This window comes from Embleya sp. NPDC055664 (assembly GCF_053618075.1).
The window spans coordinates 1-15,428 of sequence record NZ_JBSHGZ010000076.1 but is presented as its reverse complement, the minus strand read 5'-3'; the positions used below and the strand labels follow the sequence as shown (position 1 = coordinate 15,428).

General features: G+C 72.8%; 11 protein-coding genes and 1 pseudogene. 3 read left to right on the top strand and 9 right to left on the bottom strand.

From position 1 onward, the window contains the following. Positions 1–803: 803 nt before the first annotated feature. Both ACWGR4_RS47665 and ACWGR4_RS47660 read right to left on the bottom strand, forming a co-directional pair. Positions 804–1,655 (bottom strand): hypothetical protein, encoded by an 852-nt coding sequence (locus ACWGR4_RS47665; RefSeq protein WP_452133557.1) that lies wholly within the window; start codon positions 1,653–1,655, stop codon positions 804–806. Positions 1,656–2,258: 603 nt separating this feature from the next. Beyond that, entirely contained in the window at positions 2,259–3,248 is a 990-nt protein-coding gene (locus ACWGR4_RS47660; RefSeq protein ID WP_380008000.1) for a LysR family transcriptional regulator, read from the bottom strand. 164 nt (positions 3,249–3,412) lie between these two features. Here ACWGR4_RS47660 and ACWGR4_RS47655 point away from each other — a divergent pair, with 164 nt between their 5' ends. After that, entirely contained in the window at positions 3,413–4,558 is a 1,146-nt protein-coding gene (locus tag ACWGR4_RS47655) for a Glu/Leu/Phe/Val family dehydrogenase (RefSeq protein ID WP_380008004.1), read from the top strand. Between the two features lie 101 nt (positions 4,559–4,659). Here ACWGR4_RS47655 and ACWGR4_RS47650 read toward each other — a convergent pair whose 3' ends face one another. Beyond that, a complete protein-coding gene (locus ACWGR4_RS47650; protein ID WP_380008007.1) occupies positions 4,660–5,655 on the bottom strand; it encodes a hypothetical protein in 996 nt (331 codons plus the stop codon). Between the two features lie 493 nt (positions 5,656–6,148). Here ACWGR4_RS47650 and ACWGR4_RS47645 point away from each other — a divergent pair, with 493 nt between their 5' ends. After that, positions 6,149–7,060, top strand: coding sequence for a hypothetical protein (locus ACWGR4_RS47645; protein ID WP_452133558.1), 912 nt, complete (start codon positions 6,149–6,151; stop codon positions 7,058–7,060). 100 nt (positions 7,061–7,160) lie between these two features. Here the strand turns inward: ACWGR4_RS47645 and ACWGR4_RS47640 are convergent, their stop codons facing one another. Together ACWGR4_RS47640 and ACWGR4_RS47635 are read right to left on the bottom strand one after the other, a co-directional pair. Continuing rightward, positions 7,161–8,348 carry a hypothetical protein gene (locus ACWGR4_RS47640; protein WP_380008013.1) on the bottom strand — a complete coding sequence of 396 codons (1,188 nt, stop codon included), beginning with the start codon at positions 8,346–8,348 and terminating at the stop codon, positions 7,161–7,163. Further along, positions 8,335–9,351, bottom strand: a complete 1,017-nt coding sequence (locus ACWGR4_RS47635) for a helix-turn-helix domain-containing protein (protein WP_380008015.1) — start codon at positions 9,349–9,351, stop codon at positions 8,335–8,337. Before ACWGR4_RS47635 ends, ACWGR4_RS47640 begins: the two co-directional genes overlap by 14 nt. A 386-nt stretch (positions 9,352–9,737) precedes the next feature. Between ACWGR4_RS47635 and ACWGR4_RS47630 the strand changes: the two genes are divergently transcribed. Further along, on the top strand, positions 9,738–10,829 hold the full coding sequence (locus ACWGR4_RS47630) for an AraC family transcriptional regulator (protein ID WP_380008017.1): 1,092 nt from the start codon (positions 9,738–9,740) through the stop codon (positions 10,827–10,829). A 43-nt stretch (positions 10,830–10,872) separates the two neighbouring features. Here the strand turns inward: ACWGR4_RS47630 and ACWGR4_RS47625 are convergent, their stop codons facing one another. From ACWGR4_RS47625 to ACWGR4_RS47610, 4 genes and pseudogenes are all read right to left on the bottom strand, one after another. Next, positions 10,873–11,436 carry a helix-turn-helix domain-containing protein gene (locus ACWGR4_RS47625; RefSeq protein WP_380008020.1) on the bottom strand — a complete coding sequence of 188 codons (564 nt, stop codon included), beginning with the start codon at positions 11,434–11,436 and terminating at the stop codon, positions 10,873–10,875. Between the two features lie 113 nt (positions 11,437–11,549). Then, positions 11,550–13,064, bottom strand: a complete 1,515-nt coding sequence (locus ACWGR4_RS47620; protein WP_452133560.1) for a protein kinase domain-containing protein — start codon at positions 13,062–13,064, stop codon at positions 11,550–11,552. 42 nt (positions 13,065–13,106) lie between these two features. Beyond that, positions 13,107–13,733 (bottom strand): hypothetical protein, encoded by a 627-nt coding sequence (locus ACWGR4_RS47615; RefSeq protein ID WP_452133561.1) that lies wholly within the window; start codon positions 13,731–13,733, stop codon positions 13,107–13,109. 1,222 nt (positions 13,734–14,955) lie between these two features. Continuing rightward, positions 14,956–15,428, bottom strand: a pseudogene (locus ACWGR4_RS47610) (hypothetical protein); the annotation flags it as partial.

Below are 15,428 nucleotides of genomic sequence, written 5' to 3'. Positions count from 1 at the left end.
TTTTTTAAATCCCTCCTGGTAGCCGGCCCCCCGGGCCCCGGCCGGGGGCGGCCCGGGCGCGGCCGCCGGCCCCCGGGGGGGGTTCCCGCGGGGGGGGGGGGGGCCCCGCGGGCCCCGCCCCCGCCGCCTGTTCGGGACGCTCTCGGAACGTCGTCGACAACCTCGCGCCGCACGGACTTTGACGCCGGGCCCGGTCCACGACGCACAAACACGACGGCCCGGGTGCGCGATGGGGGTCGCGCATCCGGGCCGTCGCGGACGCGTACGGGATCGGTGGGGGTGGGACTCCGAATGCCGTACGGGTACGGGCGGTGCGGGCTCGGGCGGCGCGTGCCGAGAGGGTACGTCTCCCCGCGCCATTGAGGGGGAACGCCCGGCTGTCGCCCGAGCCCGCGCCGCTCAGTTCCCTGAAGCCGCCTCGGCGGACGTCGGGTGGTCGGCCGACCGGTCGCAGAACTCGACCGACCAGTGCACGCTCTGCGGAGGCTTCGTGCCGCCGGTGCGAGTTCCGCCTCGGGTGCCGCCACCGCGGCCTCCGTGGCCTCCACCAATGGACGAAGCAGAGCAAATCATGTCAGATTTCCTTCCGTTCCCGAAGGATGGCGAGGGTTGAGTCGAGAGACCCGTAGGGTTCGCATCGAAGGTGAGCATCCGCTGCAGTCGGGGTCGAGCCCTTCGATGCGACCAGCCTGCGCCATGGCGGGCATCCGGCCAAGTGCCCACAGGCTGAAGGAATATGGCGTGAAGGACAAGCGGCTCTGGCGCTTGCCGACCGGCACCGGGGCAAGCCGGCGCCCGGCCCGTCAGTCCAACAGGCGCAGCTCTTCCAACCAACGTCGCGCGGCCTGCGTCGCGGGGTCGTCGGTGCCGCGTGCCCGTACCTGGGCCCGGAGCACCGAGGGGCCGACGTCGAGTCTGGCCCGCCGCCGCGCCACGCGGCGCCAACTGGTGTACGCGTTGTCCGCGAGTTGCCGAAGCGCCGCGTCCGACTCGGCGTCCGCCTCGGGTTCGAGGACCAGGTCCGCGTAGATCCGCGCGGCCAGTTCCGGTTCCCCGGTCAGGGCGGCGACGTAGGCGCGCACTTCCCGGGCGCCCCGCGGGGGATGGGGGTCGTCCGCGGTGAGCTGCACGGCACGGGTGCGCGCCTCGGTCCAGTCCTCGGCCGCCACGGCGGTATGGATGCGCACGAGCAGGGCGTGTCGGCGCTCGGCCGCGGAGGCATCGAGGATTGGGTCCGGGGTCGGGTCGGGGACGGGCGCGTCGACGGGCTCGACGGCGGTCGCGCGCGGGGCCTCGACCGTCTCGAACCGCACCGGCGCGGCGGGTTGCCCGGCGGTCGGCCGCGCGGGCGGTTCCTCGACGAGTACCGGTCGCGGCAGCCGGGGCCGGGGGTCCGGGGCCGGGTGCGCGTCCACGGCCGTCACCTCGCCGTCCACGTCGACGATCAGCGGCCATCGGGTGCCGTCCGCCTCCACCGCCACGGTCCGCACCGCCCGGCCCAGGCTCAGCGCCTTGACCGAGACCCGACGGATCGCCTCCGCGCGGGCGAACTCCGCCGGTGCGGGCACGAGTACACCGTCCACCACCGTCTCGCCCCGCGCGGTCATCTCGATCACGATCACCGGTGAAGCCGGCACCGAAGCCGGGTCGATCATGTGCGCCTCCCCTGGATCCTCGACGCGCCGCGCCCGCGTCGTGCGGTCTCGATCGAGACCTCCCCGCGCGTCCGACGGCGCGAGTCGGCGCACGCGCATCGGGGACACCATAGGGCCATCCACGCCGATGGACGCGCATTTCCGTGCGGAAATCGAAATGCCGCCGGTAGGCGCCGGTCGCGCACAATGGATATTCGCCCGGTGTCCTTGACGTCGGGATCCGCCCTTTGCTTCACTGAGGCGGGCGAATGGATCGGTAATGCGGAACCGCCCCTCTCCCCCCGGGCCCGGGCACCGGATCGCCCGGCTCGCGACAGCCTGTGCCCAGGGTGGAGCGACACCCACGAGCGAGCATGTCGGGGTCGCATCGCCGGGTCGATCAGTCCGATTTACTCCCGTTTTCTTCCCATTCTTCATCCGTTGTGACGCCGGCACACACCTCCCACCGTCCCCCGGGGCCGGCCACCGGGGAGCCACGCCCTATTTCCCGAGACATTTCGAATCGGCGATCACGGCACCTGCCGGACCGCCGCCTCGAATATCAAAATACCGACCGTGCAGCGGAAATCGGAAACCCGCTTTCGGTGAACTGTCACACGCCGATCAAACCGCCTCATCGAGTTCGGTCGGCGGCGCCTCGTCCTCTTCTTCGGACGTCGATCGGATCGACTCGTCGGCGCGCACGAAACGGCCCTGGAGGCATCGCCCGGCGAGCACGAACGCGTCCAGGGCGGCCTTCAGGAGCGGGTTGTGGTTGGCGGTGCGATACAGCGCGAACACCCGGCGGTGCGACGGGGTCTGCGCCAGCGGTATGGCGACCATGCCGTCCCGGGGCTGGTAGGCCAGACCGGGCACGATGGCCACCCCCGCGCCGGCCGCGACCAGGCCCTGGACCACGTCGTAGTCGTTGCTCCGGAAGGCCACCCTGGGAGCGAACATGTGCGCCGCGCAGATCCGGAACAGGCTGGTGGCGCCCGCGGTTCCCGGCCTGCTGGCCACCCAGCGCTCGTCGGCCAGGTCGGCGAGGTCGATCCCGTCGGCGCGGCGCAGCGCGTGATGCCCGGCCGGTACCACCACGACCAGCGTCTCCTCGATGAGCGGGAACACCGTGAGTTCGACGGGCCACACCCGCGGCACCAGGTCGTAGGCGAAGACCAGGGTCAGGTCCAGTTCGCCCTTTTGCACCTGCGGCAGCAGGTCGTCGGGCTCGGCCTCGTCGAGCAGGATCTCCGCGCCGGGGTGGGAACGGGTCAACTCCGCCACCGCCGACGGGACCAGGCGTTCCCCGGCGGTCGGGAAGGCACCCAGGCGCAGGCGCCCGCTGCGGCCCTGGACCACGTCGCGGATGTCGCGTTCCAGGCTGTCCAGTACCGCGATCGACTCGCGGGCCCGCTCGGCGATCGTGAAGGCCATCCCGGTCGGCCGGATCCCGTGCGCCTCGCGCTCGAACAGCGGTGTGCCCACCGCCCGTTCCAGTGCGGCGATCTGTTGGGACACGGCGGAGGCCGTGTATCCGGTGCGGCGTGCGGCGCGGGCGAACGATCCGGTGACCACCACCTCGACGAGCGTGCGCAGATGCAGGGGGTTGAGCATCACATGTCCTTGGCCTGGCTGGAACGGGGGTTGAGCATCAGAGTTCCTTGCCCTGACTCGAAAGAGGTCGCGGTCTGGCGGACCTTGGCACCCGTGGTGCCGACCACGACGCTGTTGAAGCACGTCGACCGAATCGATCGTTGGGCCTCGAGGAGTGCTTCGCCATGTCGGATGTCCTGTCGCTGATGGATCAGTGGGGGCCGGAGAAGGTCGTCTCCGTGTCACACACCCGAACCGGTATGAAGGGCGTGTTGGTCATCGACAACACCGCCCGTGGGATGGGCAAGGGCGGTACCCGGATGTCCCCGACGGTGACCACCGGTGAAGTGGCCCGGTTGGCCCGGGTGATGACGTGGAAGTGGGCCGCGGTCGACCTCTTCTACGGAGGCGCCAAGGCCGGGATCGTCGGCGATCCCACCGGTCGGGACAAGGAGGCCGTACTGCGGGCGTTCGCCCGGGCGTTGTCGAACGAGGTGCCCGCCGAGTACGTGTTCGGCCTGGACATGGGGTTGACCGAGGACGATGCCGCGATCATCCAGGACGAACTGGGCGACCGCGGGGCCGCGGTGGGCACCGATTCCGTGCTGGGCGGGGTGCCGTACGACCGACTCGGGGTGACCGGGTACGGGGTCGCGGAGGTGGCCGACGCGCTGGCCGCGCGCATCGGCCTGCCCCTGGCCGGGGCGCGGGTGGCGATCCAGGGGCTGGGCGCGGTCGGTTCGGCGGCGGTGCGCCGGTTCGCCGAGCTGGGTGCGACGGTGGTCGCGGTCTCCTCCGTGCACGGGGCGTTGTACGACCCGGCCGGTCTGGACGTCGAGCGCCTGTCGCGCCTGCATGCGGAGTTCGGCGATCTCGCGGTCAAGGAGTACGCCGGCGGGGTGGTGCAGGCGTTGGGTTCCGAACTGGTGGTGCCGGCGGAGGTGTTGGTCCCGGCGGCGCTGCAGGACGTGATCGACGAGGGGGTGGCCGATCGCATCACCGCCCGTCTGGTGGTGGAGGGTGCCAACCTGCCCACCTCGCCGGGCGCGCAGCGCGTCCTCGCGGAGCGCGGGGTCGTGGTGGTGCCCGACTTCATCGCGAACGCGGGTGGCGTGGTGGCCGCCGGGTTCGCGATGGACGCGCGGTATTCCGCGTTCCGGCCCGACGCGGAGGTGATCCGGGCGAGCGTGTCCACGAAGTTGCGGGAGAACGCGGTGCGGGTGTACGAGGAGAGCGCGCGCCGTGGGGTCACGTCGCACGAGGCCGCCCGCGCGTTGGCGCAGGAGCGGGTCCTGGCGGCGATGCGGCTGAAGGGACGGGTGGCCTCCTGACCGTGGTGTCGCGGCGCGAACTCCGGGTCCGGGTTCACCCGTCGGCGTACGCGGCGGGCTCTTGCAGTGCCGCCGGCGAGGTTCCCGGGAATTCATCGGGCTCAGGTGTGGCTGTCCACGGACAGCGGCATCTGGCAGAAGGTCTCGATCTCCTCCTGGAGTTCGCGCACCCGCGTCTCGCGCACCCGCATCGGCCGACGAAGGCGCTCGTGCACCAGCATGACAAGGGAGCGCAATCCGTCGACGCGCCAGGACGGTTCGATGCGCAGCACGGGGCGTAGTGCCTCGGCGGTCGCGTCGATCTCGTCCAGGTTCGCGTAGGCGAGTGCGATGGATACCCGGGCGATCATCTCGTCGGTGCTCGAATAACGTTCGGGCGTGATCGCGGCGTACATGCCGAGCGCGGTCTCGCCGCATTCGATCGCGCGGCGTTCGGCGCCGGGGATGAAGACCCGGGTCAGTGCCTCGTAGGCGCTTTGTTCGGCCGGGTCGAAGGTGAGCAGACCGCCGATCTCGTCCAGTTCGTCGCGGCGGGCCAATTTGCGGGCGTCGGTCGCGGCGCGCAGTGCCGCCGAGGCGGCGAGGGCGTCGCCGAGGGTGGCCTGGGTGAGGGCGACCAGGGAGTGCAGCCAGACCGATGCGGTACCGACCCCCATGTCGCGTACGGAGGCGCCGAGTCGGGCGTAGCGCAGTGATTCGTGGACCCAGCCGGCGCGGTAGGCGATCAGCGACTGGACGCCGCGCAGCCAGACCTCGGCGCTGGGGTCGCGCGCCTCCACGACCGCGTCGAGCAGTCCGGCCTGGGCCATCGCCAGTGCCTCGCGCGTGTCGCCGAGGTCGTGCAGGGCCCACGCGGACACGCCGCGCGCCAGCGCCTTGGTCAGCGGGTCGACGCGCGAGTCGTCGGGGTCGCCCGGTGCCCGCAGGGTGGTGGCGTGTCGCCGGACGGCGACCAGTTCCTCGTGGATGCTCGGCAGGGCGGTGTGCGGGTACACCGCCGCGAGCCGCCGGATCGCCGCCGCCGTCCGGGCCGGGGACGGGAACTCGATCGTGTCCCTGGGCCCGCCGAGAACGTCGACCTTGTTCGTGAGTTTCATGCGTCGTCTCTCCGCCGATGCGAGATCGTGCCTGGCGGTTGCCAGGATCCCGGCGCGCGGCGGGTGCGCAAAGGTCGCCACGGTTACCCGTTCTCGGTAAACCGAAAGGTAACCGCAGGGAATGCGGGACATTGCGGACCCCGGCCGCCGGCTCGCCCCCGACGGTCGGCGGTCCGGCGGTGTCGAAGGATGGTAATACGCCGGAAACATCGATGCCGTGATTCGGTCGCCGGGAAATATCGGAACCCAAGAGTTCGACGTCGAACTGTTGCGCCGTTCGAGGTCCTGCCGCTGTTCGTCGAACGCTCTCCTATGTATGCTCCGATTCAGTTCCGCTCAGTTCCGTCCCGTTTCATTCCGGCCGGTCCGCGCATCGACGCGGCGCCGGGGGCATTCGATCGCCACCCTCCGTCGATCGGCGCCGTAACCGGATTTCCACTGCGCGTCACCCCCATGTCGCGTAAGTGCCGATTCCTGATATCGAGGAGCCCCCGTGGCAATTGACGTCGCAGCCGACCGACCCGTCGTCCTCGTCGAGATCTCGGCCGATCACTCCGTGCGCGTGGCCGGCGAGGTGGTCGTCGTGGCCCCGGGGGACGATCCGCGCGGGGCGGCGCTGGCCGTGGTCGCCGAGCGGGCGCGGTTGCTCGGGCAGCCGGTGCGGGTGCACGCGCGGGAGGCGGACGGCACGATCTTCCCGTTGGACGTGTACGCGGATCGTTCGATCGCCGAGGCGGGGGCGCCGATCCCGGCCGCGCGTCGGCGCGGCATATTCGGCCTGCGGCGACCCGGGTCCCCTTCGGGCGCCGAGCCGACGCCGACCGAGGGCGCGCCGCCGGTGACCGCGGCACCGGTCGCCGTGGCGCCGCCGGCCATGGCCGGGGCCGACGTGGCGACCCCGTCGTGGACCCCGCCGCGGCCGGCCGCGAACGCGCATCCGCCGGTCCCCACGGCGCACACCTTCGGCGGCGGCGTGCCGACGCCCGGCGCCGAACAGCGCCGACTGCTCGACCTGATCCGGTCGGCGATGGGCACGGGAGACCACGCCGGCGCGTTGACGCTGGCCGCCGAGTTGGACTCCCGCACGGGGACGACGGCGGCCGGTGCGGCGGAGCGATTGGCCGCGCGCGAGGTCTACGGATACGTGGCGCTGGCCACCGGGCACCCCGAGGTGGCGGTGCGGTTGTACGCCGAGGCGGCCACACTCGGTGACGGCGGGGCCGGGGATGCGCCGGCCCGGATGGCCGCCAACGCGCACTTTTGCTGGCTGCGCGTGACCGACCCGGTCGCGGCGGACGCGGCGGGCGCGTTGGTGCTGCACGCGTACGCCGTCGGCGGGGTCGCGGATTCGCCGGGGGCGCGCGCGGCGCGGCGGCGGCTGACGGCGGCGCGGGCCGGCTCCTGAGCGGCCGACCGGGCCCGGTGCGACGGGGTCAGGGCCAGGGCGTGTCTTCAATCTCCCGTCGGGCTCCACGACGCCCGGCACCGCACCTCGCCGCCCCGCCCTAGGCGAGCGGGCGCGGCGGCGACGGGTTTCCGCTGCCGCCGACGCGCGGTCCCGCGGCCCAGAGGTGGTGCAGGTCGTCGGGGTTCAGCGGGCTACGGTAGGCCGCGCGCACCACCTCGTGAGCCACCGGGCCGCCCTCCTCGATCAGTCGGACGAACCAGTCGAATCCGGCGGGATACGCCCACAGGTAGGAGCGCAGGAGCGGGTTGGCCCCCCGGTCGCCGATCAGGTCGGCGATCTGCTGGTCGTCCCAGAACGGCACCCGCGCGCGGGCGTGCGCCGCACACGCGCCGGCGCCGACGCCCCGATTGATCGCCAGGTGCAGTTCGCTGCGCACCAGTTGCAGATAGTGGTCGAGGCGTACGCGGGCGATCAGCACGTCGTCGTCGGGTGCCACGAGCAGCGGCATCGCCTGGGCCAGGCCCTCCAGGACCACCTGGGTGGGCCCGTGTACGGACAACACCCGCACCCACGGCACGTCCTCGCTGCCGCAGCGGTCCGCGAAGCTCGCCGCCTGCAGGCCGTGGCCGAGCACTTCGTGCAGGGCGAACTGCCGGGTGCCGGCCCGGGTGAAGCGGGCGTTGCGCGGATTGAGCCGCAGCCGCACGTTCAGCCCGGCGCCGTCGAGCCAGTAGGCCCAGTAGGCGTCGACGTCGACACATTCGATGCTCAGTTCGTACGCCGCGTGCGCGCCGGTGAGCGCACGGACGGCCGGCTCGTACGCGGCGGCGGCCGCCCGGATCTCGGCGGACACCTCCTCGGGGGCCACCGGCTCCTCCAGGACGCGCAGGTCCCGATCGGTGGCCCCGTGCCAGCCGATGCCCAGCTTGTCCAGGAGTCGCTGGGCCAGCAGGCCGCGTTCGCCGACGTAGTCGGCCGACCAGCCCGCGACCGCGCATCCCTGGGTGGCCCGCACGTACGGACCGAGCGCCGGCCGTTCGCCCAACTGCGTTCCCAGGTAGGCGAGATCGGCGGCCAGCCGGCCGGCCAGGCCGGGCACTTCGGCCACCTCCGGCGCCGCCGCGAGCGCGCTCAGCCGCGCGTACACCTCCAGCCGGCTGCCCGCGGCCGGCACCGGATCGGCCGGCGGAAAGAAGTCGAATTCGATGATCGCGGCACCGCCCCGCTCGATCTCGAAGCGGTGCCAGGCGCGGATCGCCGCCTCGACCTCGTCACGCACTGTCATGAACCACATCCCAACGCAGCGTCACATATTCGTTGGCGACCAGGTCCTGCCTGGAGAGCGTCACGTGCAGTCGGTCCTCGTCGAGGCTCCAGCGGGTGTGCTGGGTGATCGAGTTCTCCGAGCCGTCCGGATGTTCCTCGACCGCGCCGCACCCGCGGAACTCGGCGACACCGTGATGGGTCACGCTCAGGGAGAACTGCCGCGTAGGCCGCGCGATGGCCTGGTGCCAGTACGTCGCATCCACGAACAACCCTCCCTCGCAAACGTATTCGATGACGGTAGTCTCCCCGGGCGGCACCGGGGGCGAGATCTGGCAGGCGAACTTGGTCAGCCCCGTGGTGTCGTACAGCCGCTGGATCGCGATCTGTCGGTCGCAGGCGTCGGTGGGGGTGATGGTGAGCCGGCCGCGGGTGCGCTCGAACCACAACTCCCGGACCATCCGGGTGAGCGGGCGGCCGGTCAGGTTGAGCACCACCTGGCGGTAGGTCAGCCGCACGTGCCCGTCCCGGTCCACCACGATGTCCACGTCGAGCGAGAGTTCGACCGCGTCGCCGAACGGGTGCGGCGCGTGCGGGGAAGCATCCCGGGGGGCCGGCTCCCAGTAGTCGGCTGCGCCGCGCTGCCCGGGCTCGCGCCGGTCGGTGCCGGCGCTGCGCGGCGCGGGGGGCCGGACCCCGGGCGCGACCGGGTCGGGCGACTGCGCGGGCACGTCCTCCTCCCACGGCTGCGGGGCCAGACCCAGCATCTCGCCGGGAATGCGCAGGCCCTGGGAAACACGCTCGACCACGTGCTGTTGGCGGACCTGAGCCCTTCCCTTGACGTAATCGGCGACGCGGCTCGGCGTCATCTCGCACAGCCGCGCCAATTTGCTCAGAGTAAATCCGAGGTCTTCCTGGGCGAGCCGGAATATGGCCCCCAGATCGCGGTCGGCGCAGGCCCTGATCATGGCCGGGGTGGCCAACAACGCGGTAGGCAGCGGGTTTCGGTCTTCAATTTTCGACATTCTGAGCCCCCGTGACTGAGCCGACCCTACGCGGCCCACGTAGTTACCGGTGAATTTACCAGTCCTAGGTAACGTCCTCGACCTTATGTCGATTCCCGCTCCGATACACAATCTACAAACCGGCGTTCAATCGAACGCGGTCCGTGACATTCGAATGTCCCAAACGATCGGCGGACGCAATGCGGGACGGGCAAATAGGGCCGACGGGTACGTATCACCGGCGCCCGATTCTCCCGCCCACGGGCAGCCGCGACGCTGCCCACGGCCCGGTCGCCGGGTCGCCGATCCGGGACCCGTCCGTCGCGTCGGTGCACCCGCCGCGCCGCGACGACGGGCGCACCGTATCCCCCGTGAACCGTCCCCGCGACGTGAAAAGCCAGGAGATCATGTCCGCATCGACAGACTTCCGACCCGTCCTGGTCGAGCGGAAGCAGGGCGGCCCCGGGTCCGCGCCCGCGATACCGCGCCCCCGGCCGACCGATGCCGGCCCCCACCGACGTGTGCTCTACCGCGGTACCGACCCGGCCGCGGTGCATGCGGCGGTCGCGTCCCGTCTGGGCCCGCACCGCCTGCGCGTGCCCGGCGGTCGGATCAACGCCACCTTCCGAGCCCTGCACGAGGGCATCGTCACGATCCACGAACTCGCCTACGGCGCTCGGGCCGACGTATACCTCGACGGCAGCTCGCCGGACTACCTGATCCCCATCCGTCACCGCGGTTGGGGCCGGGTGCTGATCGACGGCACGGAGAACACGCTCTCCCCCTGCGTCCTGGGCCCCGACCGCCCGTCGCGTCTGTCCTGGGAACCCGACACGTCCGTGGTGCTCCTGCGCATCCCCGGCGAGGTGATGCAGCGCGCGATGGGCAACGGTGTGGTCCGCTCGCCCTGGGGCTCTCGCGAGTTGGGGCCCTACCTGGACGCCGGCGACCTCGGCGTACGGCAGTGGCTCTCCCTGGCCCGCGACTTCGCCACGATGGTCGACTCCGGCGGCGGGCACCTGGTCGGTTCGCGCACGGCCACCCGGCACTTCGAGCAGGTCCTCGTACACGGCCTGCTCTCCTGCGCGCCCGCCCACGGCGCCGGTCCGCTGCGGACCGGCTCGGGGGCCGACGAACCGAACGGGCTGCGCCGGGCGTTGGCGTACTGCGCCGAACACGCCGGGGAGCCGATCTCGGTCGGCGCCGTGGCCGCGGCGGCCGGGATGAGCGTGCGCACCCTCCAGGAGAAGTTCCGCGTGCACCTGGGCGTGACCCCCGTCGGCCATCTGCGCCGGGTGCGTCTTGCGGGCGCGCACGCCGACCTGATCAACGTGGCCGAGGGCAGGTCCCGGGACACCGTGACCGACATCGCCCTGCGCTGGGGCTTCGGCCACCTCGGACGCTTCGGGTCGATGTACCGCGAAACCTATGGGCAGTTGCCGTCGTACACCCTGCGACACGGGGCTGCCGAGGACAAGGTGTCGCGCGCCGCGGGATGAGGCGGGCGCGAGCCGGCGGTCGGCGGCGTCGCCGGCCGCCGGTTCACCACGACGGAAGCGGCACCGTGGCCCGGAAGTGCTCGCGCGCATCGGCGGTGCGCCCGTTGCCATATACGCGCAACACCTCGGCCAGGCCCGGGTACTCCGCCGCGAGCAGTTCGGCCGCGGCCTCGATCTCGGCGGCCGAGGCCGCAGCCCGCAACACGGCCTGCACCGAGACGGCCGGATCGGCGGCCGGCCCGGTCAGCACCTCCGGCCCGTTCAGTCGCAACGCGGTACGGGTACTGGGCTGATGCGACCTGATCCGCTCCAACGCGACGGCCCGGTCGGCGTCCGGCAGGCGCTCGAAGTCGGCGGAGGCGACCAGCGCCTCGATCTCCTGGAGTCGGGACAACACGGCCGGGTTGCCGATCTTGGCCCGCTGCCCGGACATCAGTTGGGAGAGCATCGGCGCGGACAGGCCCAGCACGGCGGCGAGTTCCAACTGCGACGCGCCCAGGCGTCCCAGGAGCCGGCGGAAGCGATCCTGCAACGGCTCGCCGTACCACTGGGTTTGCCGCGCGCGGTTGCGCGCGATCGCTTCCTCGTCCCCCGGTGCCTTCGTCATCGTCGCATGATGCCGCTCGAACGACGCGTTTGCAATTGCAATTTCGGGTCCGCCGGCGGGTTCTCGCGTGGCCTTCGGCACAGAGCCGGGAATCGCGTCGGCCCCGGCTCGCTTCACCCCGTCCCGAGCGGGGTCCAGCGATACGAGCCGTCGTCGCGATAGGTGCAGCGCACCCGCGTGCCGGACGTGGTCCGCGCCTCGGTCATCACCTCGTACCACTGGCAGGGGGTGTCGCCCGCGACGGGCGCCGGGGGCCGGGTGGTGCCGGAGGGCGTGGGTACCGGGTCGGTGCCGGGGGAAACCGCCCCCGTCACCGTGGAGCCCGTCGTCCGCGGCGGCGACTTCGGGGTGGGCGGGTCGGCCGGGTCCCCGCCGATGGTCAGCCACGCCGTGGTCGCCCCCACGGCGACCAGGCCGCCCAGGAGCAGCAGGCCGCGCCGCCTCACGACACGTGTCGACGGACGTGGATTTCCGGCCGGCCGCGAGACCGGCGCGGGCGTGGCCCAAAGAGCTTCGGGAGCGCCGGGGTTGTGGCGCGGCGGCGCGTGGGTCGGCGGTGCGGGCGTGGGTGCGGGCCCGGGGGCGGGTGCGGCCGCGGGTCCGGGGATGGGCGCGGCCGTGGGCCCGGGTCCTGGTTCGCCGGTGGGCCTCGGCAGGGGTTCGGGCATCGGCCCGGGCAGCGGCACGAAGCGCAGCGCGGCGCTCCCCCGCGCGCTCGGCCCGCCGTCCATCCGGATCTCCGGGTCGCGCGGCACGCCCCGCAGGACCGGCCCCGCCGGAGCGTGCCCGGGGAGCGGACCGAGCACGTCGAAGACCTCGATCGGCTCCCCGTCGGCGGTGAACGCGGGTACCACCGGCTCGCGTTCCCCGGCGCTTCCCTGGATCTGCCGCAACCGGGCCAGCGCCCGCGCGGCGCTCTCGGGCCGCTCGTACGGGTCGGCGGACGTCATCGCACCCACCAGGTCCCACAGCGGATCGGCTCCCACCGGCACGGTCGGCGGCTCGTCGGGAGGATCCTCGTGGCCGGTGAGCAGTTGCCACGCCAGCACGCCCAGCGCGTACAGGTCGCGCCGCACGTCCGGCGCCGCGCCGAGCGACGCCTCCGGCGGCAGGTAGCCCGGAGTGCCCACGACGTGACCGGACTCGGTCAGCCTGGGTCCCTCCTGGGACAGCGCCAGGCCGAAGTCGCCCAGCAGACAGCGGGGCATGTCGTGACCGGTCACGTCGAGCAGCACGTTCGCCGGTTTGACGTCGCGATGCAGGAGGCCGACCGTGTGCACGTGGTCCAGGGCGTCGAGGAGTTGGCCGAGAATCACCGCCGCGTACGACTTCGGCAACGCGCCGTAGTCGCGGATCAACGACGCGAGCGATCCGCCGGCGAACAGCTCCATGGCGATCAGTACGTCGCCGTCGGCCACCCACGTGTAGGGCGACGCGACGTGCCGGTGCTCCATCCGGAAGCCCTGTTCGCGAACCACACGCAGCAGTAGACCCGCGTCGGCCGGACGCACCAGCTTGGCGGCACAGTAGCCGTCCAACCGATGGTCGAACGCCCGCCATACCGAGCCGGACATTCCGGTCCCAACCGGGTCGACGAGGGTGAAGCGGCCGGCGAGCGGTGAAGGCACGGCGTCACCCTAGCGCAGGGGTTCCGGCTCCTCCCCACCCCGTTACCCGTGGGTAGCCCCGGGTTTGCGATCGCAATCCGGATCATCGCCGTCACGCAATCGGGACGACGCGAACTCCGGGGCCGCGCCGAGGTGTTCCGGAGAGGTTCCGGGGACGCCTTCGAGAGCGCCTGCGGGCCGGCCGTCGGACAGCCGCGCGCGCAACGAGCGCATCCGGTCGCGAACCGCCTCCCGCCCGGGGTCCTCGGGCACGGTCGCGTACGCGCGCAGTACGACCGGGCCGAGATCGTACGCGGACCGCGGCTCGGCAACGCGCAACCACGAATAGTGCGCGTTCCTGGCCATCCGGGCGCTCTCCTCGGGCCGGCCGGCCCAGGCCGGTGCGGCATCGGCGTACAACTCCACCGCGAGTCCCGGCCGATCGGTCATCAGCGCCACATACGCGTGCACCTCACGCGCGGCGGGCACGGCCCGATGATCGCCCCCCGCCTCGACGGCCGCATCGAGGGCGGCGGCCAGCGTCATCGCCCGCTCACCATCGCCGGCTTGCAGCGCCCGCGCGATCTCGGCAACGGCCCGGGCCTGTTCGACGGTCGGCTCCGGCGCACCCGCCGCTCCGGACGCGGGCGGTTGCAACACGGCCGGCTCGACGCCGGCTTCCGCGCCCACCGACACAGGCGCGGGACGCCGCCCCGGCGGCTGCCAGGAGGGCGCCCCCGAACCGGTCGAGACTCCCTCGGCGGAGCCTGAGACGGGCACCGGAACGTGCGAAAGCGCAGGCGCGGACGCCTCGGGCAACCCCGAAGCCAAGGCCGCCCCCGCCCCCGAAGCGGCCACCGAAGCCGAGGCGGACGCCGAAGCCGAGGCGGACGCGGACGCAGATGCCTCAGGCGAAGCCGAACCGTCGCCCGACCCCGAGCCGACCACCGACCCTGCCCGCCCACCCCCCGCCGGCGCGGACATTCCCGTCGCGGCCGCGGGCGTTGGTGTGGGCGCCGACGTCCCCGTCGGCGTGAGCGACGTCGGCGCGGGCGTCGCCGCCGGTGTGGGCATAGGCGCCACCATCGGCTCGGACGTCGACACAGACTTCCCCGTGGCGGGCGCGGGCGTCGGCGCAGGCATGGGCGCGGGCGTCACCGTCGCGGACGCGGGCGCGGGCATCGCCGTCGGTGCGGTCTCCGACTCCGGCGGCCGGAGGTCCCTCGTCGGTGGCGCGAGTTCCTCCGGGGCCGTTGGTACGGGCGTCGGTCCCTCTCCCCGCCCGGCCGAAGGCCCCCGCGGGGCTTCGGGAGCGTCGAACGCGGCCGTCGGTCCGCTCGGTTCGCCGAACCGCCGGACCGGTGAGGTGGTGGCCTCCGGGTCGCGCTTGCGTCGGCCGGGGCGCGTGCGCCGCTTGTGTGGTGGGGCGACCGGGTCGTTCGCCGCGGCCACCTCGCCGTTCTCGGCGACGATCAGCGGGAACAGGGTGCCGTCCGGCTCGACGGCGGCGACCCGCACCGGACGGCGCAGGAGGCGTGCGGTCGCCGCGGCGGCCTCCACCGCGGTCGCGCGGGGGTCGACGCCCGGCGGTACCGGAACCTCGGTGCCGTCCACCCGGACCCTGCCGTCCGTCGACAGTTCGATGCGGACGACGGGCCACGCAGGCACCATGGAAGGAGTGGAAGAACTGGTCACGACGGCTCCTTCGGTCGGGCGAAGCACGGGGCGCGGCACGGACGGACGGCTCGGGCGGCCCGGTCCGGCGGGCCCGATCCGGGCGTCGGCGTCGGCGTCGGCGTCGGCGTCGGCGTCGGCGTCGGCGTCGGCGTCGGCGTCGGCGTCGGCGTCGGCGATAACGATGGCGACGCGGCGTCGACCTCGGCTTCGGCTTCGGCTTCGGTTGCGATTTCGGTCAGGGCTTCGATTCCGGCTTCCTCGTCGCGGCGGACGGCGGCATCGATCCGGGCGCCCCCGGCCCGCCCGTCGCGCACACCAGGCCGCCCGGCGCCACCTTCATCCCGGGTGTTCCGTCGATCACCGTCACCACGATCACGCACGAATCGGCGGTCACGGGATCCCCCGAGAGCACGGCGTCCATCGTGTTCGCCGCCGGGAACGCTGTCTTTTGGTAGGTGCCGGACGGACTTTGCGCAATGGCCAGGTATCCCGCGATCCCGTCGGTGCGCGCGGGCGCTCGCCAGGTCACCCGGATCCCGCCCTCGACGGCCTGTCTGGTCACCTGCTGCGGCCGATAGGCGGCAAGCAGTTCGCCGGTCACCGGAATCACGCTGCCGGACGCCCCCGGGCCGGGCGCCCCCGAGGTGCCCGGTCCGGGTGGCGCCGCCGCGTCGGCGCCGTCGTCGCCACCGGTCAACAGGACGGTGG